The organism is Rhodobacter sp. 4.3.4 (genome assembly GCF_058724655.1).
The window spans coordinates 1,552,497-1,570,122 of record NZ_CM178967.1; the positions used below are offsets into that span (position 1 = coordinate 1,552,497).

The 17,626-nt window shown below is 69.4% G+C and carries 17 protein-coding genes and 1 riboswitch; of the genes, 16 read left to right on the forward strand and 1 reads right to left on the reverse strand.

Annotation, left to right across the window (positions count from 1 at the left end; all coding sequences use genetic code 11):
* From cobW to cobJ, 5 genes are read left to right on the forward strand one after another with little or no spacing between them, the layout of a single operon-like run.
* Complete coding sequence (gene cobW, locus AC4PTB_RS07525; RefSeq protein ID WP_492192395.1) at positions 1 to 1,047, forward strand: cobalamin biosynthesis protein CobW; 1,047 nt, start codon at positions 1 to 3, stop codon at positions 1,045 to 1,047.
* Positions 1,047 to 4,304, forward strand: coding sequence for a cobaltochelatase subunit CobN (gene cobN, locus AC4PTB_RS07530; protein WP_492192396.1), 3,258 nt, complete (start codon positions 1,047 to 1,049; stop codon positions 4,302 to 4,304). Before cobW ends, cobN begins: the two co-directional genes overlap by 1 nt.
* Positions 4,305 to 4,309: 5 nt before the next feature.
* Positions 4,310 to 4,939, forward strand: coding sequence for a precorrin-8X methylmutase (locus AC4PTB_RS07535; RefSeq protein WP_492192602.1), 630 nt, complete (start codon positions 4,310 to 4,312; stop codon positions 4,937 to 4,939).
* 3 nt (positions 4,940 to 4,942) lie between these two features.
* Positions 4,943 to 5,680: a precorrin-2 C(20)-methyltransferase gene (gene cobI, locus AC4PTB_RS07540; protein WP_492192397.1), complete on the forward strand. Its 738-nt coding sequence runs from the start codon at positions 4,943 to 4,945 to the stop codon at positions 5,678 to 5,680.
* Entirely contained in the window at positions 5,677 to 6,414 is a 738-nt protein-coding gene (gene cobJ, locus AC4PTB_RS07545; RefSeq protein ID WP_492192398.1) for a precorrin-3B C(17)-methyltransferase, read from the forward strand. The genes cobI and cobJ overlap by 4 nt, the downstream gene beginning before the upstream one ends.
* Here cobJ and AC4PTB_RS07550 read toward each other — a convergent pair.
* Positions 6,387 to 7,142 (reverse strand): cobalt-precorrin-6A reductase, encoded by a 756-nt coding sequence (locus tag AC4PTB_RS07550; RefSeq protein WP_492192399.1) that lies wholly within the window; start codon positions 7,140 to 7,142, stop codon positions 6,387 to 6,389. The two genes, cobJ and AC4PTB_RS07550, sit on opposite strands and share 28 nt — an antisense overlap.
* Here AC4PTB_RS07550 and cbiE point away from each other — a divergent pair.
* From cbiE to AC4PTB_RS07605, 11 genes are all read left to right on the forward strand, one after another.
* Positions 7,141 to 8,331: a precorrin-6y C5,15-methyltransferase (decarboxylating) subunit CbiE gene (cbiE, locus tag AC4PTB_RS07555; protein WP_492192400.1), complete on the forward strand. Its 1,191-nt coding sequence runs from the start codon at positions 7,141 to 7,143 to the stop codon at positions 8,329 to 8,331. The two genes, AC4PTB_RS07550 and cbiE, sit on opposite strands and share 2 nt — an antisense overlap.
* Entirely contained in the window at positions 8,313 to 8,660 is a 348-nt protein-coding gene (locus AC4PTB_RS07560; RefSeq protein WP_492192401.1) for a cobalamin biosynthesis protein, read from the forward strand. The genes cbiE and AC4PTB_RS07560 overlap by 19 nt, the downstream gene beginning before the upstream one ends.
* Complete coding sequence (gene cobM / locus AC4PTB_RS07565; RefSeq protein WP_492192402.1) at positions 8,657 to 9,442, forward strand: precorrin-4 C(11)-methyltransferase; 786 nt, start codon at positions 8,657 to 8,659, stop codon at positions 9,440 to 9,442. The genes AC4PTB_RS07560 and cobM overlap by 4 nt, the downstream gene beginning before the upstream one ends.
* A complete protein-coding gene (gene cobA / locus AC4PTB_RS07570; protein ID WP_492192403.1) occupies positions 9,439 to 10,164 on the forward strand; it encodes a uroporphyrinogen-III C-methyltransferase in 726 nt (241 codons plus the stop codon). The genes cobM and cobA overlap by 4 nt, the downstream gene beginning before the upstream one ends.
* Position 10,165: 1 nt before the next feature.
* Complete coding sequence (cobF, locus tag AC4PTB_RS07575; protein ID WP_492192404.1) at positions 10,166 to 10,933, forward strand: precorrin-6A synthase (deacetylating); 768 nt, start codon at positions 10,166 to 10,168, stop codon at positions 10,931 to 10,933.
* Positions 10,934 to 10,966: 33 nt separating this feature from the next.
* Positions 10,967 to 11,189: riboswitch (cobalamin riboswitch) on the forward strand.
* A gap of 66 nt (positions 11,190 to 11,255) precedes the next feature.
* Positions 11,256 to 11,924 (forward strand): energy-coupling factor ABC transporter permease, encoded by a 669-nt coding sequence (locus AC4PTB_RS07580; RefSeq protein WP_492192405.1) that lies wholly within the window; start codon positions 11,256 to 11,258, stop codon positions 11,922 to 11,924.
* Entirely contained in the window at positions 11,924 to 12,235 is a 312-nt protein-coding gene (locus tag AC4PTB_RS07585) for an energy-coupling factor ABC transporter substrate-binding protein (protein ID WP_492192406.1), read from the forward strand. The genes AC4PTB_RS07580 and AC4PTB_RS07585 overlap by 1 nt, the downstream gene beginning before the upstream one ends.
* Positions 12,232 to 12,966: a cobalt ECF transporter T component CbiQ gene (cbiQ, locus tag AC4PTB_RS07590; RefSeq protein ID WP_492192407.1), complete on the forward strand. Its 735-nt coding sequence runs from the start codon at positions 12,232 to 12,234 to the stop codon at positions 12,964 to 12,966. The genes AC4PTB_RS07585 and cbiQ overlap by 4 nt, the downstream gene beginning before the upstream one ends.
* Complete coding sequence (locus AC4PTB_RS07595; RefSeq protein ID WP_492192408.1) at positions 12,963 to 13,805, forward strand: energy-coupling factor ABC transporter ATP-binding protein; 843 nt, start codon at positions 12,963 to 12,965, stop codon at positions 13,803 to 13,805. The genes cbiQ and AC4PTB_RS07595 overlap by 4 nt, the downstream gene beginning before the upstream one ends.
* Positions 13,806 to 13,845: 40 nt before the next feature.
* The gene (tcuA, locus tag AC4PTB_RS07600; RefSeq protein ID WP_492192409.1) at positions 13,846 to 16,317 is read left to right on the forward strand and encodes an FAD-dependent tricarballylate dehydrogenase TcuA; all 2,472 of its coding nucleotides are present in this window, start codon (positions 13,846 to 13,848) and stop codon (positions 16,315 to 16,317) included.
* The gene (locus AC4PTB_RS07605; RefSeq protein ID WP_492192410.1) at positions 16,314 to 17,621 is read left to right on the forward strand and encodes a cobyrinic acid a,c-diamide synthase CobB; all 1,308 of its coding nucleotides are present in this window, start codon (positions 16,314 to 16,316) and stop codon (positions 17,619 to 17,621) included. The genes tcuA and AC4PTB_RS07605 overlap by 4 nt, the downstream gene beginning before the upstream one ends.
* Positions 17,622 to 17,626 lie beyond the last annotated feature (5 nt).

Sequence of the window (17,626 nt, forward strand, 5' to 3'; positions counted from 1 at the left end):
ATGTCCGATCTGACCAAAATCCCCGTCACCGTGATCACCGGCTTTCTGGGCGCGGGGAAGACCACGCTCATCCGCCATCTGATGGCGAACCCCGAGGGCCGCAAGCTTGCCGTTCTGGTCAATGAATTCGGCACCGTCGGCGTCGATGGCGAGATCCTGCGCCAATGCGCCGATGAAAACTGCCCCGATGAAAACATCGTCGAGCTGGCCAATGGCTGCATCTGCTGCACCGTCGCCGATGAATTCATCCCGACGATCGAGGCGCTGCTGGCCCGTCCGACCCGTCCCGACCATATCCTGATCGAGACCTCGGGGCTGGCGCTGCCGAAACCGCTGCTCAAGGCCTTCGACTGGCCCGCGATCCGTTCGAAGATCACCGTGGATGGGGTGATTGCTGTGGCCGATGCCGAGGCCGTCGCCGCGGGCCGCTTTGCCCCCGATGTGGCCGCCGTCGATGCCCAGCGTCAGGCCGACGAGAGCATCGACCATGAAACGCCGCTCTCCGAGGTCTTCGAGGATCAGATCGCCTGCGCCGATATCGTGCTTCTGTCGAAAGCTGATCTGGCCGGGGAGGCGGGTCTTGCGAGCGCCCGCGCGCTGATCGAGGCGGAACTGCCGCGCAAGCTGCCGATCCTGCCGCTGACCGAAGGGGTGATCGATCCCAAGGTGATCTTGGGCCTTGGCGCCGCCGCCGAGGATGATCTGGCCGCGCGGCCCAGCCATCACGACGATCACGGCGAGCACGAGCACGACGATTTCGACACGGTGGTGATCGAGTTGCCCGAAATCTCCGATCCGGCGGCACTGGTGGCCGCGATTGAACGGCTGGCGCGCGAGCAGAACATCCTGCGCGTCAAGGGACACATCGCGGTTGCGGGTAAGCCGATGCGGCTTTTGGTGCAGGCCGTGGGCGAGCGGGTGCGGCATCAATATGACCGGCCCTGGGGCACGGAGGCCCGCCGTTCCGCACTGGTGGTGATCGCGGAACATGACGATGTCGACGAGGCCGCGATCCGCGCCGTGCTGCTGGATGGGGTTTCCGCCTGATGCATGTCGTCTTCCGCGAAAGCCATGGGCTCGAGGAAACCGCGGTGCCGACCGATCTGGGTCAGCGCCCGGCGGATCTTGTGGTGCTGTCGCTCTCCGACAGCGATCTGGGGGCTTTCGCGGCGGGCTGGAAACGCGCGGGCGGGCGGCTGCCAAGCCTGCGGCTGGCCAATCTGGTGGCGCTGAAACATCCGATTTCCGTCGATACCTATGTCGAAAACACGCTTTCCGGCGCCAAGGGCATCCTGATCCGGCTGATCGGCGGCGAGGCTTACTGGCCCTATGGTCTGGCCTCGGTGCAGGATCTGTGCCGACGCAAGGGGATCGCGCTGGCCGTCCTGCCCGCCGATGGCCGCCCCGATGACCGGCTGGATGCGCTCTCGACCCTGCCGGTCTCGACGCTGCGCCGGCTCAAGGAACTCTGCGATGCGGGCGGCGCGGTGGCGGCGCAGGCGGCCCTGGCGCAGCTGGCCCTGGCCTCGGGCCTTTATGCGCCCCCGGTGCCGGGCGAGAAGCGCCTGCCCGACTGGGGCTTTTACGACCCCGCCGAAGGCGTGATCCCCGCGCCCGAGGGCGATGGCCCCCTGGCGCTGGTCAGCTTCTACCGCTCTTATCTGACCGCCGCCGATACCGCGCCCATTGATGCGCTGATCCATGGCCTGCGCGCGCGCGGTTTCGCGGCTTGTGGCCTTTTTGCGCCCTCGCTCAAATCCGAGGGGCTGGGCGATGCGCTGCAGGCCCGGCTTGACGGTCGCCGCCCGGCGCTTGTCGTCAACGCGACCGCCTTTTCGGCGCAAGGCGCGGATGGCACGACCCCTTTTGACCGCTACGATGTGCCGGTGTTTCAGGTCGCCCTTTCCACCGCCCGCAAGCGCGACTGGGCCTTGGCCGACCGCGGCCTCTCGCCTGCCGATCTGGCGATGCATGTCGTGCTGCCCGAGGTCGATGGCCGTCTTTTCGCCGGGGTCGTGTCGTTCAAGGCGCCCGAGCCGCGCGACCCGGATCTGGAATTTTCCCGCTTCGCCCATCGACCCGATCCGGCGCGGGTGGCGGCCGCGCTCGATCGCATCACCCTTTGGCACCGGCTGGCTGAAACGCCCACTGCCGCGCGCAAACTGGCCGTCGTGCTGTCCACCTATCCCGGCCGGGCCTGGCAGATGGCCCATGCGGTGGGGCTGGATGCGCTCGCCTCGACCGAGGCTTTGCTGGCCCAGCTTGCGACCGAAGGCTATGCGATTGCCCCCGGTGCCGCGCTTGAGACCCTGGCGAGCGAGCGTCTGACCTGGCCGCTTTCCGACTATCGGACCGCGCTCGACACCCTGCCCGAAAAGCTGCGCGCCGATCTGACCGCGGCCTGGGGGCCGCCCGAGGCCGACCCTGCCTGCGCCGACGGTGCCTTTCACTTCGCCGCCCTGCGCCGCGGCGCCGCGCTGATCGCGCTGCAGCCCGAACGGGGCCATGTGCAGACCCGCGACGGCGAGTATCACGACCTGTCCCGAGTGCCGCGGCATGGCTATGTCGCCTTTTATCTCTGGCTGCGGGCCTTGGGCATCGACGCGCTTGTGCATATGGGCGCGCATGGCACGCTCGAATGGCTGCCGGGCAAGGCCGTCGCGCTGTCGGACAGCTGCTGGCCCGAGGCACTTTGCCCGCTGCCGGTGATTTATCCCTTTATCGTCAATGACCCGGGCGAGGCTGCGCAGGCGAAACGGCGCCTCTCGGCCGTGACGCTTGGCCATCTGCCGCCGCCCTTGTCCACCGCCGCCGTGCCCGAGGGGATGGCGCGGCTCGAACGGCTTTTGGACGAATATTCCACCGCCGACGGGCTGGACCCGGCCCGGCGCGACCGGCTGATCTCTGACATCCGCGACGAGGCCCGCGCGAGCGGCGTCGAAGACGATCTGGGCATTCCCGCCACCGCCTCGGCCGCCGAAGCGATCACCCGCATCGACCGTTTTGTCTGCGATATCAAGGAGAGCCTCTTTGGCGACGGGCTGCATGTGCTGGGGCAGGGCGCCTGCGGGGCCGAAGAACAGGCGGGGCTTTCGGCGGCTTTGGCGGGCAAACGGGTGCCCCCCGGCCCCTCGGGCAGCCCGGCGCGCGGGCGCGCGGATGTGCTGCCGACCGGGCGCAACCTGTTCTCGGTCGATCCCCGGGCGGTGCCCAGTCGTGCCGCTTACGCGCAAGGGGTGAAACTGGCCGAGGAGCTGCTGCGAAAGCACTTGCAGGATCATGGCGACTGGCCGAAGGGGCTGGTGGTCGATCTTTGGGGCTCGGCCACGATGCGCACCGCGGGCGAGGAATTCGCCATGGCGCTGCATCTGGCGGGGCTGAAACCGGTCTGGGACGAGGGCGCGGCCCGGGTCTCGGGCGTCGAGGTGATCCCGCTTGCGCTTCTGGGGCGCCCGCGCATCGATGTGACCCTGCGCGTCTCGGGCCTTTTCCGCGACATCTTCCCGGGCCTTGCGCAGCTCTTCGAGACCGGCGCCGAGGCATTGGCGACGCGCGAGGAAACGCCCGAGGACAACCCCTACCGGGCTGCGGCCCCGCGCGTCTTCGGGCCGCGTCCCGGGCAATACGGGCTGAACATGGGCCCGGCACTGGACGCCTTTACCCCCGAAGCCCGCGCAAGGGCCGGCGAGGCCTGGCTCGCGGCCTCCTCCTACACGATTGACAAGAAAGGCGAAATCCGCTCCGACCGGGCGGGGCTTGAGGCCCGCCTGCTGGGGGCGGACAGTTTCGTGCATGCGCAGGATCTGCCCGAAAGCGATATCCTGCTGGCCTCGGATTACGCCGCGCACGAAGCCGGGTTTGCCGCCGCCCTTGCGCGTCTGGGCGCCGAGGCCCCGGCGCTTTATCATCTGGACGCCACCGACCCGAACCGGCCCCGCGCCCGCTCGCTGCCCGAGGAAATCGCCCGCGTCGTGCGCGCGCGCGCCGCGAACCCGGCCTGGGCCGATGGCATGATGCGGCACGGCTTTCGCGGCGGGGCCGAAATCGCCGCGACGCTCGACCACATGGCGGCTTTCGCGCATCTGGCCCAGGTCGTGCCCGCGCATCTTTTTGACCTTTACCACGAGGCGACGCTGGGCCGCGACGAGGTGCGCGACTTTCTGGCCCGCGAAAACCCCGAGGCGCTGGCGGCGATGCGCGATCTGTTCCAACGCCTGGCCGAGGCGGGCCTCTGGCTGACGCGGCGCAATTCGATTGCGGCAAGCCTCGAGGAAAGGCTAGAAGCGCGCCAACCCGAAGGATGACCCCGATGCCCCATGAGTATGAAAAGGACGGCGCGAAGATCTACGTGCAATCCTTTGCCACGATCCGCGCCGAGGCCGATCTGGCCCGCTTCACCCCCGAGGAAGAGGTGGTGGTGGTTCGCATGATCCACGCCGCCGGGATGGTCGGGCTGGAGCGCCACGTCCGTTTCGCGCCCGGCATGGCGATTGCCGCCCGCGCGGCGCTGGAGGCGGGGGCGCCGATCCTGTGCGATGCGCGGATGGTCTCGGAAGGCATCACCCGCGCCCGTCTGCCCGCGGGCAACGAGGTGATCTGCACGCTGCAAGACCCCCGCGTGCCCGCGCTGGCGCAGGAGATGGAAAACACCCGCTCGGCTGCGGCGCTGGAGCTTTGGCGGCCGAAGCTTGCGGGCGCGGTGGTGGCGATCGGCAATGCGCCGACGGCTTTGTTCCATCTTTTGAACATGTTGGAAGATCCGACCTGCCCGCGTCCGGCGGCGATCATCGGCTGTCCGGTGGGTTTCATCGGCGCGGCGGAATCAAAAGCCGCGCTGGCCGTGGCCAATCCGGTGCCCTGGGTCATTGTCGAGGGGCGGCTGGGCGGCTCGGCGATCACCGTCGCGGCGGTGAATGCGCTCGCCTGCCGGAAGGAATAGTCGATGGGACGCATCCTTTGTGCGGGGCTCGGGCCGGGCGACCCCGATCTGATCTCGGTGCGGTCCGACCGCGCCATTCGTGCCGCCACCGACATTGCGCATTTCCGCAAGGCCGGGCGGGCCGGTCAGGCGCGGCGGATCGTCGAGGGGATGCTGCGCCCCGATGTCGTCGAACATGCGATGGAATATCCGGTCACGACCGAACTTCCCTTCGACAGTCCCGACTATATCGAGGCTTTGGCACGGTTTTATGACGATTGGGCGTCGCGGCTTTCGGAACTTTCGAAAACCCGCGATATTGTCGTGCTCTGCGAGGGCGATCCCTTCCTGTATGGCTCGTTCATGCATCTTTACACCCGCCTGCAGGGCCGCGCCGAGGTCGAGGTGATCCCCGGCATTCCCGGGATGGTCGGCTGCTGGTGGGCGACGGGCACGCCGATCACCTGGGGCGACGATGTGCTGACCGTGATGGCGGGCACCTTGCCCGAGGCGGATCTGGTTGCGCATATGAGCCGGTCGGATGCGATCGTGGTGATGAAGACCGGGCGCAACCTGCCGAAAATCAAGCGGGCGCTTGCGGTTGCGGGGCGGCTTGACGCCGCTTGGCTGGTCGAGCGCGGCACGATGCCGAGCCAGCGCATCGCGCGGCTGGTCGATGTGGCCGAGGAGGATTGCCCCTATTTCGCCATCGTGCTGGTGCACGGGCAGGGGCGGCGGCCGGAACTGGGGGATGAGAGATGAGCGGTTGGGTCACGGTTGCCGGGCTTGGACCCGGGCGCGAGGATCTGGTGACGCCCGAGGTCACCGCGGCCCTGGCCGAGGCGACCGATATCGTCGGCTACATCCCTTACGTCGCCCGCATCGCCCCGCGCGAGGGGCTGATGCTGCATCCGACCGACAACCGGGTGGAGCTGGACCGCGCGACGCATGCCCTTGACATGGCGGCAGAAGGTCGGCGCGTGGTGGTGGTGTCTTCGGGCGATCCGGGGGTCTTTGCCATGGCTTCGGCGCTGTTCGAGGCGCTGGAAGCCCATCCCGAATACGCCGGAACCGAGATCCGCATCCTGCCCGGCATCACCGCGATGCTGGCGGCGGCGGCGGCGGCCGGGGCGCCCTTGGGGCACGACTTCTGCGCCATCAATCTTTCTGACAATCTCAAACCTTTCGAAATTCTCGAAAAGCGGCTGCGGCACGCGGCGCGCGGCGATTTCGCCATGGCCTTTTACAATCCGCGTTCGAAATCGCGCCCGCATCAATTCGCCCGCGTGCTGGAGATCCTGCGCGAGGAATGCGAGCCCGGGCGGCTGATCCTGTTCGCCCGCGCCGTGACCACGCCCGAGCAGGCGATCACCACGGTCGAACTGCGCGACGCGACGCCCGAAATGGCCGACATGCGCACCGTGGTTCTGGTCGGCAATGCCGCGACGCGCCGGGTGGGCCCCTGGGTCTATACCCCGCGCGGCGTCGCGCCGTGATCGGCCAGCCAGCCCATCACCCCCGCGAGCGTCGCGCGAACCTCGCGCGCGGGGACGTTGGGCCGGTCAATCAGGATGACCGGCAGGCCAAGGCTGCGGGCGGCGATCAGTTTCGCCTCGGCCCCCGCGCCCCCGGCATTCTTGGCGACGATATGGGTGATGGCTTCGCTGCGCAGCAATTCGCTATCCCCTTGAAGCGTAAAGGGGCCGCGGGCGATCACCGCGCGCGCATCGGGCAGGGGCAGCGGTGCTTCGGGCGGATCGACCAGCCGCAGCAAATAGTGATGCTGCGGTGCGGCGGAAAACGCGTCCAGATGCTGTTTGCCAATGGCAAGGAAGACCCGCGCGGGGGCTTGCGGCAGGGCGGCGACGGCGGCGGCCAGATCGGGCACATGGGTCCAGCGGTCGCCCTCCTGCGCCGTCCAGGGCGCGCGTTCAAAGGCGCAAAGGGCCACGCCGGTCTGCGCACAGGCCGCGACGGCATTGCTGCTCATCTGCGCGGCAAAGGGGTGGGTGGCGTCGATCACATGGGTCACGCCCTCGCGCGTCAGGTAATCGACCAGCCCCGCCACGCCGCCAAAGCCGCCGATGCGCGTGGGCAGCGGCTGGGTGACGGGCGCACCGGTCCGGCCCGCATAGGAAAAGACCGCCTCAAAGCTCTGATCTGCAAGGGTTTTCGCCAGGCGGCTGGCTTCGGTGGTGCCGCCAAGCACAAGGAGGCGTGTCATGTCTGATCCGTGGTTGAGCATCGTGGGTCTGGGCGAAGATGGCCTTGATGGGCTGCCTTTGGCAAGCCGTCAGGCGCTGGAAAAGGCCGAGGTGATCTTTGGCGGGCCGCGGCATCTGGAGCTTGCGGCGGCGGGCAGCCGCGGGCGGGCCTGGCCCGTTCCGTTTGATATCGCGCCGGTTCTGGCCTGCCGCGGCCGGGCGACGGTGGTTCTGGCCTCGGGCGATCCGTTCTGGTTCGGCGCGGGCTCGATGCTGGCGGAGCGGCTTTCCCCCGATGACTGGCGGGCCTTTCCGGCGCCCGGGGTGGTGTCGCATCTTTGCGCGCGGCTGGGCTGGCGGGCCGAGGAGGTCACCGCGCTGGGTCTGCATGCCGCGCCTTTTGGCCGGTTGCTGCCGGTGCTGGGCCGCGGCACCCGGGCCATCGTGACGCTGCGCGACGCCGCCGCCGTGGCCGATCTGGCGGGCTGGCTGGTCGCTAACGGTTTTGGCGCGGTGCGGATGGGCGTGGCGGAGCGGCTGGGCGGTCCGGCCGAAATGCTGCGCAGCATTGCCGCGCAAGACTATGATTTGACGGATGTTTCCGCGCCGGTCACGGTGGCGCTCGATGGTGCGGATCTGGCCCCCGGCGCCGGGCTTTCGCAGGTGCCGGGGCGGAGCGAGAGCGCCTTTGCCCATGACGGGCAGATCACCAAGGCGCCGATGCGGGCTTTGACGCTGGCCGCGCTGGCGCCGCGGCGCGGCGAATTGCTGTGGGACATCGGCGGCGGGTCGGGTTCCGTCTCGGTCGAATGGTGTCTGGCGGGCGGACGCGCGATCACGATCGAGCCGCGCCCCGACAGGATCGAGAATATCCGCAAGAATATAGACACTTACGGGCTTTCCCCGCGGATGCGGGCGGTTCATGGCACGGCCCCCGAGGCGCTGGCGGATCTGCCCGCACCGCAGGCCGTCTTCATCGGCGGTGGCGGGTCGCGGGCGCTGTTCGACCGGCTGTGGGAGTTGCTCGCCCCCGGCACCCGGATCGTCGCCAATGCGGTGACGCTTGACTCCGAAACCCTGCTTGCCGATCTGCACGCCCGTCATGGCGGTCAGCTTTGGCGCATCGACCTTGCCGAGGCGCAGCCGCTGGGCCGGATGCGCGGCTGGGCGCCCAGCCGTCCGCAGCTGCAATGGAGCGGGCGGCGGTGATTGTCGCGGGGCTTGGATTTCGCAAGGGCACCGCGCCCGCCGCCTTTGCGCAGGCGCTTTTGGCTGCGGGGCGCGTGGATGCCCTTGCCACCGCGCGCGAAAAAGCACATGAGCTTGCCGCCGCCTGTCCGGGCTTTCGGGTGATCGGCGTCGATGTGGCGGGGGTGGCGACCCCCACGCGCTCGGACCTTGTGCTGGCGCGCAAGGGCACCGGATCGGTGGCAGAGGCGGCGGCGCTGGTCGCAGCAGGCAAGGGGGCGCGGCTCGTGCTGCCCCGACAGGTGATCGGCGGGGTGGCCCTTGCCGTGGCGGAGGGAGAGGACGAATGACGGTGCATTTCATCGGCGCGGGGCCGGGGGCGGCGGATCTGATCACGATCCGGGGCCGTGATCTGATCGCGTCCTGTCCGGTTTGCCTGTATGCCGGAAGCCTTGTGCCCGAGGCGCTGCTGGCGCATTGCCCGCCCGGCGCCAAGATCGTCAACACCGCGCCGATGAGCCTTGATGCGATCATCGACACGATCGCCGAGGCCCATGCCGCGGGGCAGGATGTCGCCCGGCTGCATTCGGGCGATCTGTCGATCTGGTCGGCGATGGGCGAGCAGCTGCGCCGGTTGCGCGCCTTGAACATTCCCTATGATGTGACCCCCGGCGTGCCGTCCTTCGCCGCCGCCGCCGCGACTTTGGGGGCGGAACTGACGCTTCCCGGGGTGGCGCAATCGGTCATTCTGACCCGCACCTCGGGGCGGGCCTCGGCCATGCCCGAGGGGGAGACGCTGGAGAATTTCGCCCGCACCGGCGCGGTTCTGGCCATTCACCTCTCGGTGCATGTGCTTGACGAGGTTGTGCAAAAGCTGGTGCCGCATTACGGCGCCGATTGCCCTGTTGCCATCGTCTGGCGCGCGAGCTGGCCCGATCAGCGGGTGGTGCGCGCGACGCTGGCCACGCTGCAGACCAGCCTTGGCGCCGAGCTGGAGCGCACGGCGCTGATCCTTGTGGGCCGGTCGCTTGCGACCGAGGATTTCGACGAAAGCCGCCTTTACGCGGGCGATTACGACCGCCGCTACCGCCCCTTGGGCACCCATCCGCGCTTCCCGGAGGGCACAGAATGAGCGGCTTTGTCTCCTTCGTTTCCTCGGGGCCCGGCGATCCCGAGCTGTTGACGCTGAAAGCCGCCGACCGGCTGGCCAAAGCCGATGTGGTGCTGTTTGACGATCTTTCCGCCGGGCCGATCCTTGGTCATGCGCGCCCGGGGGCCGAACTCATCGCGGTCGGCAAGCGGGCCGGGCGGCCCTCGCCGAAGCAGGATCATGTGAACCGGCTGCTCGTCGATCACGCGCTGACCGGTCTGCGGGTGGTGCGGCTGAAGTCGGGGGATTCGGGGCTCTTCGGGCGGCTCGAGGAGGAGCTGGACGCGCTGACCGGCGCGGGCATCCCCTATGAGATCATCCCCGGCGTGCCCTCGGCCTGCGCTGCCGCCGCCGCGGCCGGGCTGCCGCTGACCCGCCGTCTGACCGCGCGGCGGGTGCAATTCGTCACCGGCGCCGATGTGACGGGCGATCTGCCCGAGGGGCTGAACTGGGCGGCTTTGGCCGACAAGGGCGCGACGACCGTGGTTTTCATGGGCAAGCGCACCTTCCCGAAGCTGGCTGCCGATCTGATCGCGCATGGGCTGGCCCCCGACACGCCCGCGCTGCTGGCGGAAGCCGTGGGCCATCCCGAGCAAAGCGTGACCCGTTCGACCGTCGCGGAGCTGGCGGCACGCCTTGCCGCCGAACGCTCCGACAAGCCCGCGCTCATTCTTTATGGTCCGCTTTACGCGCCGGAGGCCTGAGATGATCGAGCTTTCCCTGATCGGCATTGGCACCGGCAATCCGCGCCACATCACCGGGCAGGCGGTCGATGCGATGAATGCCGCCGATCTGATCCTGATCCCGCTCAAGGGCGCGGACAAATCCGATCTGGCCGGGCTGCGCCGTCAGATCTGCGCCGCGCATCTGACCAACCCGGCAACGAAAGTGGTCGAGTTCGCGCTGCCCGTGCGCGATGCGTCGAACCCTTCCTATCGCAAGGGCGTGGACGACTGGCACGATGCCATCGCCGAGGCCTGGCTGGCGGAGATCTCCGCGCATGTTCCGGGGCTTGGCGGTCGGGTGGCGCTGCTGGTCTGGGGCGATCCCTCGCTTTACGACAGCACCTTGCGCATCGCGGAACGCCTCAAATCCCGCCTTGATCTGACCACAAGGGTCATCCCCGGCATCACCGCGATCCAGGCGCTGTGTGCCGCCCATGCGATCCCCCTGAACGAGATCGGCGCCCCGGTGATGATCACGACGGGGCGGCAATTGCGTGACCACGGCTGGCCCGCGGGCACCGATACGGTCGTTGCGATGCTCGATGGCGAGTGTTCCTTCCAGAGCCTGCCGCCCGACGGGCTGACGATCTTCTGGGGCGCCTGTGTGGCCATGCCCGAGGAGGTGCTGATTTCAGGGCCGCTGGCCGAGGTCACGGCGCAGATCCTGCAGGCCCGGGCCGATCTGCGCGCCCGCCATGGCTGGGTGATGGATATCTACCTGCTGCGTCGCAATGCGCCCAAGGCGTGACGCTTCCCGGCCTTGACCTCGCCCCGTCGCGGGGCTACTCCAACGGGCGATGGTTCCCAACTGGACGGGATTAATAGGGAACACGGTGAGGATTACCCATCAGGGGCCTAATCCGTGGCTGCCCCCGCAACTGTGAGCGGCGAGACGACGGTCGAATGCCACTGGCCCCCCCGATCCACCGGGGAGACTGGCCGGGAAGGTGACCCGAGTTGATCGAACCGCAAGTCAGGAGACCTGCCATCGCTCTGGCGTCGCAAGCCTTCCCGGGGCGGGGTGTCTCCGGTCAATCCGAAAGCGGCGCGTTCGATGTGGAGTTGTTCGCATGCATATCATGGAGGGCTATCTGCCCGTCACCCATGCCATTGGCTGGTCCCTTGCCGCCGCCCCCTTCGTCGTCGCGGGCGCGGTGAAGATCCGCAAGATCGTCGCCGAGCGTCCTGAGGCCCGGATGACCCTTGCCGCCGCGGGGGCCTTTGCCTTCGTGCTCTCGGCGCTGAAAATCCCCTCCGTCACCGGCTCGTGTTCGCACCCGACCGGCACCGGGCTGGGCGCGGTTGTCTTCGGCCCCTCGGTCATGGCGGTGCTTGGGGTGATCGTGCTGCTGTTTCAGGCGCTTCTGCTTGCCCATGGCGGTCTGACGACGCTGGGCGCCAACGCCTTTTCCATGGCAATCGTCGGGCCCTGGGTGGCCTTTGGCGTCTATAAACTGGCGGGCAAGGCCGGGGCCTCGATGGCGGTGGCGGTGTTTCTGGCCGCGTTCCTGGGCGATCTGGCGACCTATGTGACCACCTCGCTGCAGCTGGCGCTGGCTTACCCCGATCCGGCCTCTGGCTTCATGGGCGCGGCGGTGAAATTCGGCTCGGTCTTCGCGCTGACGCAGATCCCGCTGGCGATTGCCGAGGGCTTCCTGACCGTGATCGTCGTCGATGCCCTGGCGGGCAAGGTCGATGACAAGGACAAATTGCGCATTCTGGCCGGGGAGGCACGCTGATGAGCAGCAAACGGACTTTGTGGCTGCTGGCCGGAACCGTGGCGCTGGTGGTGGTGCCGCTTCTGATGGGCGGCGAATTCGGCGGCGCCGACGGGCAGGCGGCCGAGCTGATCGAGGCGACCGTGCCGGGCTTTGCCCCCTGGGCCGATCCGCTTTGGGAGCCGCCGAGCGGCGAGGTTGAAAGCCTGTTCTTCGCGCTGCAGGCGGCGCTTGGCGCCTTTGTCGTGGGGCTGGTGATCGGGCGCCGTCAGGGCGCCACCAAGGCCCGCGAGGAAAACGCCCCCGCCGCCCGGTCCGTCCCCGCAGAATGAGCCTCGCCTCGATCGATCGGGTCGCCGCGCAAGGCCGCTGGCGCAACCGCCCGCTGGCCGAGAAAAGCCTGATCGGTCTTGGGTTTCTGGCTTTGGCCGTGACCGTGCCGCCCTTTCCCGGGGCGGTTCTGGTCACGGGCGCGATCCTGGCCTTCACCTTTCTGGGCGCCCGGGTGCCTTTGCGCTTCTGGGCCTCGGTCGCAGTGCTGCCGCTGGGGTTTCTGACCACCGGGGCGGCGGTGCTTCTGCTCCAGATCGGACCGGAGGGCATCGCGCTTGCCCCGGACGGCCCGGCCAAGGCCGCCGCCCTGGTGATGCGCGCCACGGCCGCGACCTGCTGCCTTCTTTTCCTGGCCACCACCACGCCCGCCGCCGATCTGCTCTCCGGTCTGCGTCGCTGGCGCGTGCCGGCAGAACTCATCGAGATCGCGCTTTTGACCTATCGCTTTGTTTTCATTCTGGCCGAGGAAGCCGCGGCGATGACCACCGCGCAGCGCGCCCGCCTCGGCCATGCCACCCGGCGGCGCTGGCTGCGGTCGAGTGCGCAGGTGATCGCGGCGCTTTTGCCGCGCGCGCTGGCCCGCGCCCGGCGTCTGGAAACCGGGCTTGGCGCGCGCAACTGGCAGGGCGAGATGCGCGTCCTCTCCACCCGGCCCGCGGCCTCGCCCCTTGTGCTCGGCCTGATCCTGACCCTGCAAGCCGCGATCCTTGCGGCCGGAGTGTTGCTGTGACCCCGATCCTGGCCGCCGAGGCCCTGACCTACGTTTTCCCGGGCGGCGTGAAAGCGCTTGATGATCTGTCGCTTGCCGTGCCGCAGGGCGAAAGCCTGGCCATCCTTGGCCCGAATGGCGCCGGGAAATCGACGCTGCTTTTGCATCTGAACGGCACGTTGCGCCCGCAATCGGGCCGGGTTCTGCTGGGCGGCACCGCCACCGGCCATTCGCGCAAGGATCTGACCGACTGGCGCCGCCGCGTCGGTCTGGTGCTGCAGGATGCCGATGACCAGCTGTTTGCCGCGACGGTTTTCGAGGATGTCTCTTTCGGGCCGCTGAACATGGGTCTGTCCGAAGCCGAGGCCCGCGCCCGGGTTGAAGAAGCGCTTGCGGCGCTGTCGATTTCCGATCTGCGCGACCGGCCGACCCACATGCTTTCGGGCGGGCAGAAGCGGCGGGTGGCGATTGCGGGCGCGGTGGCGATGCGCCCCGAGGTGCTGTTGCTCGATGAACCCACCGCCGGGCTTGATCTGGCGGGGACCGAGCAGCTTCTGACCCTGCTGCGCGGGCTGCGCGCCGCGGGCATGACGCTGGTCTTTTCCACCCATGATGTCGAACTGGCCGCCGCTTTGGCCGACCGGGTGGCGCTCTTCCGCGCCGGTCGCGTTCTGGCCGAGGGGGCGGCCGAGGCCGTGCTTTCCGACCGCGCGACGCTGGCACAGGTGGGGCTGCGTCCGCCTCTGGTGATCGACCTTGCGCTGATGGCGCGCGATCACGGCCTTCTCGCCCCCGAGGCGGCGCTGCCGAAGACGCGCGACGATCTTGCGGCGCAGATGGCGGGCTGGACCCGGCGTTAGCCCGGTTTTCCTGGCCCGCGCCTTGCGTTACCCTGCTGTCATGGATCAGACGCCCGCCCCCCAGCCCCCCTTGCCCGCCTCGGTCGGTGTCCTTGTCATCGGTGCGGGGCTGGCCGGGCTTTGCGCCGCGATCGAGGCGGCGCGGGCGGGCGCTTCGGTGCTGGTTCTGGATGCCGCGCCGCCCGAAAGGCTGGGCGGCAATGCAAGGCACGGGCGCAACATCCGCATCGCCTCGGACACCGAGACGCCGTTTCAGCGCGACAGCTACCCGGCCGAGGAGTTCGAGCGCGATCTGCTGCGTGTCGGCGCGGGTGATCCCGCTTTGGCCAAGGTGCTGGCCGAAGGCTCGCGCGATCTGGCGGACTGGCTTTTGGCGCAGGGCGTGCGGCTGGAACCCTGGGCCGAGGGCAATCTGCCCTATTCTCGCCGCACGGTGTTTTTGCGCGGCGGCGGGCAGGCCTTGACGAATGCGCTTCTGGCCCGGGCGCGGCGCCTGGGCGTCGAGATCCGCGCCGGGATCGCGCTGGATCAGCTGCCGCCCGAGGCCCTCGATCCGGCGCATGACGGCCCGCTGAGTGTCGCGATCGGCCCGCATCGGATCACCGCGCAGGCGCTGGTTCTGGCCTCGGGCGGCATCGGGGCGAACCGCGCCTGGCTGGCGCAGACGCATGGCGCCCGCGCCGATCACATCGCCAACCGCGGCACGCCCGAACAGCTGGGCGGCCCGCTGTTGCAGGCGCTTGCGCAAGGCGCCTCAGTGGCGGGATTGCCCGGCGATGGCCATGTCGTCGCCGTCGATCCGCGCGCGCCCTTCCACGATGCGGGCATCGTCAGCCGGGTGGACGGGATGCAGCACGGGATCGTCGTCGGCGCCGATGGCCGCCGCTTCGCCGATGAAGGCGCGGTCAGAGGCCCCGAGCGGCATTCGGTCTGGGCGCGCAAGCTGCTTGCCCGTCCCGATCCGCGCGCCTGGATCATTCTGGGCGCCGAGGCGGCGGGCAAGCTGCCGCCGATGGCCTATCCGCCGCTTTGCGCCGAAACCCCCGAGGCTTTGGCGGCGCTGTGCGGCATCGACCCTTCGGGGCTGGCGCAGACGCTGAACCGCCCGCTCGATCCGCCGCGCACGGGCGAGATGGCGCCGCTGGTCGCGCCCTTCCACGCGCTGCCGATGATCCCCGGCATCGGCTTCACCCGCTACGGGCTGGTGGTGGACGCCACCGCCCGGGTGCGCCTGGCCACCGCCGTCGCGCCGCGACTTTTCGCAGCCGGAACAAATATTTGCGGGGCGATCCTGGGGCAGGGTTATCTGTCGGGCGCGGGGCTGACCATCGCCGCCGTCTTCGGCCGCATCGCCGGGCGCGCGGCGGCCAAGCTTGCGCCAAAGGTCCGTTCGCGGCCGCAGCCGCGCCCGCCAATCTCCGTCCCGCCCGCGCCCGGGACCGACCCCTTTGCCGAGGCGAAACGGGCGCTCAACCTGTGCAACAGTTGCGGCTTTTGCACCGGGCTTTGCGCCGTCTTTCCCGCCGCGCAGGGCCGCCCCGATCTGACCCGGGGCGATCTGCGCCATCTGGCGCATCTGTGCCACGATTGCCGGTCCTGCCTGCATGATTGCCAATATGCCGCCCCGCATGCCTTTGCGGTCAACCTGCCCGCGACGCTCTCTGCCCTGCGCCGTGCCGACTACCGCGAGCCGTTGGGCCTTGCGAAAGCCGTCTTTGCGCTTGGCTGCGTTCTGCCGCCGCTTTTGCTGCTGATCCTGCAACCGCTCGAGCGGGTCTTTTCCAGCCACACCGGCCCCGGCGCCTTTTACGCGCTGATCCCGCATCCGGTGATGGCGGGGGCGACGGCGGCGGTGATGGGATTTGCCGCGCTTGTGCTGCTGTTGCGGCTGGCGCTGTTCTGGCGGGCCGGGCGCGGGCCGGTGCCGGTTGACGGGCGTGCCTTGCGCGAGGGGCTGATCGCGGCGCTGAGCCTGCGCAACCTTGGCGATTGCGAAGATCGCCACGGCCCCGCCGGGCGGCTGCGCCGGGTTGCGCATCATCTGCTGGCGGGCGGCTTCGGGCTGACCTTTCTGGCCACGCTCGCCGGGTTCGTGCTGCACAAGCTGGGCCAGCCTGCGCCCTATCCCTGGCTCAGCGCGCCGGTGATCTTCGGAACATCTGGCGGCGTTGCGATGCTGGCGGGGCTGGCGCTGATGTGGCTGCGCCCCGATCCGCTGAAGACCCCCGCGATGGCGCGGTCCGACCGCTTCCTTCGCCTGCAACTGGCGACGCTTGCGGGGACGGGGCTGGCGCTTCTGGCGCTGCGCGACAGCCCGGCGATGGGGCTGTTGCTGGCGCTGCATCTGGGCACGGTGGCGGGGGCGGCGCTGTGCCTGCCCTTTGGCAAGCTCTCGCATGGCGGCTGGCGGCTGATCTCGCTGATCCGGGCCGCCGCCGAGGCGCGGGCGCGGCTTGACAAGGCCCGCCCCCGCGCCGCATCAGGGCGCGTCGGCACGGGAGGGGAAAGATGAGCGAGGGACCGAAAGGGCTTGCGATTGCCGCCCCCGCCTCGGGGTCTGGCAAGACAACGCTGACGCTGGGGCTTTTGCGGGCGCTGACCCGGCGGGGGCTGCGTGTGCAGCCGTTCAAGAACGGTCCCGACTATATCGACCCCGCCTTTCACGCCGCCGCCGCCGGGCGGCCGAGTTTCAATCTGGATGGCTGGGCGATGGACCGGGCCTTGCTGGACACGCTGGCGGGGCAGGCGGCGGGGGCCGATCTGGTGATTTTCGAAGGCGCGATGGGGCTTTATGACGGCCCGCCCGATCCGGGCCGGTGCGGGCGCGGCGCCAGTGCCGAAATCGCGCGGATGTTTGGCTGGCCCGTCGTTCTGGTGCTCGACGTCAAGGGGCAGGGGCAGTCGGCGGCGGCCACCGCGCTTGGCTTTGCCCGCCACCCCGAGGCGCCGCCCCTGGCGGGGGTGATCCTGAACCATGTCGCCAGCCCGCGGCACGAGGCGATGATCCGCGCCGAGATGGACCGGCTCGGCCTGCCGGTTCTGGGCGCGCTGCCGCGCCGGTCGGATCTGACCCTGCCCGAGCGGCATCTGGGTCTGGTACAGGCCGAGGAACAGGCGGGGCTTGACGCGACGCTTGACGCGCTGGCCGAGTTTGTCGCCGCCCATGTGGATCTGGACGCGCTTTTGTCGGCGGCGGGCGCGGGTCCCGCGCCCGGGGCCGGGGCCTGGCCGGTGCCGCCCGCGGGGCGGATCGCGCTGGCCCGCGACGCCGCCTTTTCCTTTGTCTATCCGCATATGCTCGAGGCCTGGCGGCGGGCGGGGGTGACGGTGCTGCCGTTCTCGCCCCTGGCCGATCAGGCGCCCGATGCCTCGGCCGATCTGGTCTGGCTGCCGGGCGGCTATCCCGAATTGCACGCCGGTCGGATTGCCGCGGCCACGCGGTTCAAGGCGGGCTTGCGCGCCTTCGCCGAGACGAAACCGGTGCATGGCGAATGCGGCGGCTACATGGTTCTGGGGGCGTCGCTGGTCGATGCCGAGGGCAGGGCGCATGCGATGGCGGGGCTTCTGGGGCTGGTCACCAGCTATGAAAAGCGGCGCTTGCATCTGGGCTACCGGTCGGCGGATCTGCTGGCGCCTGTGCCGGGATATGACGCGGGATCAAGGCTTTACGGGCACGAGTTCCATTATTCGACGATCCTTGATCAACCCGATGCGCCCTTGGCGAAGGTCTGCGATGCGGCGGGCGCTCCGGTGCCCGAGACCGGATCGACGCGGGGCCATGTGACGGGCAGCTTCTTTCATCTGATCGCGGCGTAGCCGCG

Coding starts and splice junctions, on each gene's coding strand:
- cobW (WP_492192395.1), top strand. CDS start 1: ATGTCCGATCTGACCAAAATCCCCGTCACCGTGATCACCGGCTTTCTG.
- cobN (WP_492192396.1), top strand. CDS start 1,047: ATGCATGTCGTCTTCCGCGAAAGCCATGGGCTCGAGGAAACCGCGGTG.
- AC4PTB_RS07535 (WP_492192602.1), top strand. CDS start 4,310: ATGCCCCATGAGTATGAAAAGGACGGCGCGAAGATCTACGTGCAATCC.
- cobI (WP_492192397.1), top strand. CDS start 4,943: ATGGGACGCATCCTTTGTGCGGGGCTCGGGCCGGGCGACCCCGATCTG.
- cobJ (WP_492192398.1), top strand. CDS start 5,677: ATGAGCGGTTGGGTCACGGTTGCCGGGCTTGGACCCGGGCGCGAGGAT.
- cbiE (WP_492192400.1), top strand. CDS start 7,141: ATGTCTGATCCGTGGTTGAGCATCGTGGGTCTGGGCGAAGATGGCCTT.
- AC4PTB_RS07550 (WP_492192399.1), bottom strand. CDS start 7,142: ATGACACGCCTCCTTGTGCTTGGCGGCACCACCGAAGCCAGCCGCCTG.
- AC4PTB_RS07560 (WP_492192401.1), top strand. CDS start 8,313: ATGGAGCGGGCGGCGGTGATTGTCGCGGGGCTTGGATTTCGCAAGGGC.
- cobM (WP_492192402.1), top strand. CDS start 8,657: ATGACGGTGCATTTCATCGGCGCGGGGCCGGGGGCGGCGGATCTGATC.
- cobA (WP_492192403.1), top strand. CDS start 9,439: ATGAGCGGCTTTGTCTCCTTCGTTTCCTCGGGGCCCGGCGATCCCGAG.
- cobF (WP_492192404.1), top strand. CDS start 10,166: ATGATCGAGCTTTCCCTGATCGGCATTGGCACCGGCAATCCGCGCCAC.
- AC4PTB_RS07580 (WP_492192405.1), top strand. CDS start 11,256: ATGCATATCATGGAGGGCTATCTGCCCGTCACCCATGCCATTGGCTGG.
- AC4PTB_RS07585 (WP_492192406.1), top strand. CDS start 11,924: ATGAGCAGCAAACGGACTTTGTGGCTGCTGGCCGGAACCGTGGCGCTG.
- cbiQ (WP_492192407.1), top strand. CDS start 12,232: ATGAGCCTCGCCTCGATCGATCGGGTCGCCGCGCAAGGCCGCTGGCGC.
- tcuA (WP_492192409.1), top strand. CDS start 13,846: ATGGATCAGACGCCCGCCCCCCAGCCCCCCTTGCCCGCCTCGGTCGGT.
- AC4PTB_RS07605 (WP_492192410.1), top strand. CDS start 16,314: ATGAGCGAGGGACCGAAAGGGCTTGCGATTGCCGCCCCCGCCTCGGGG.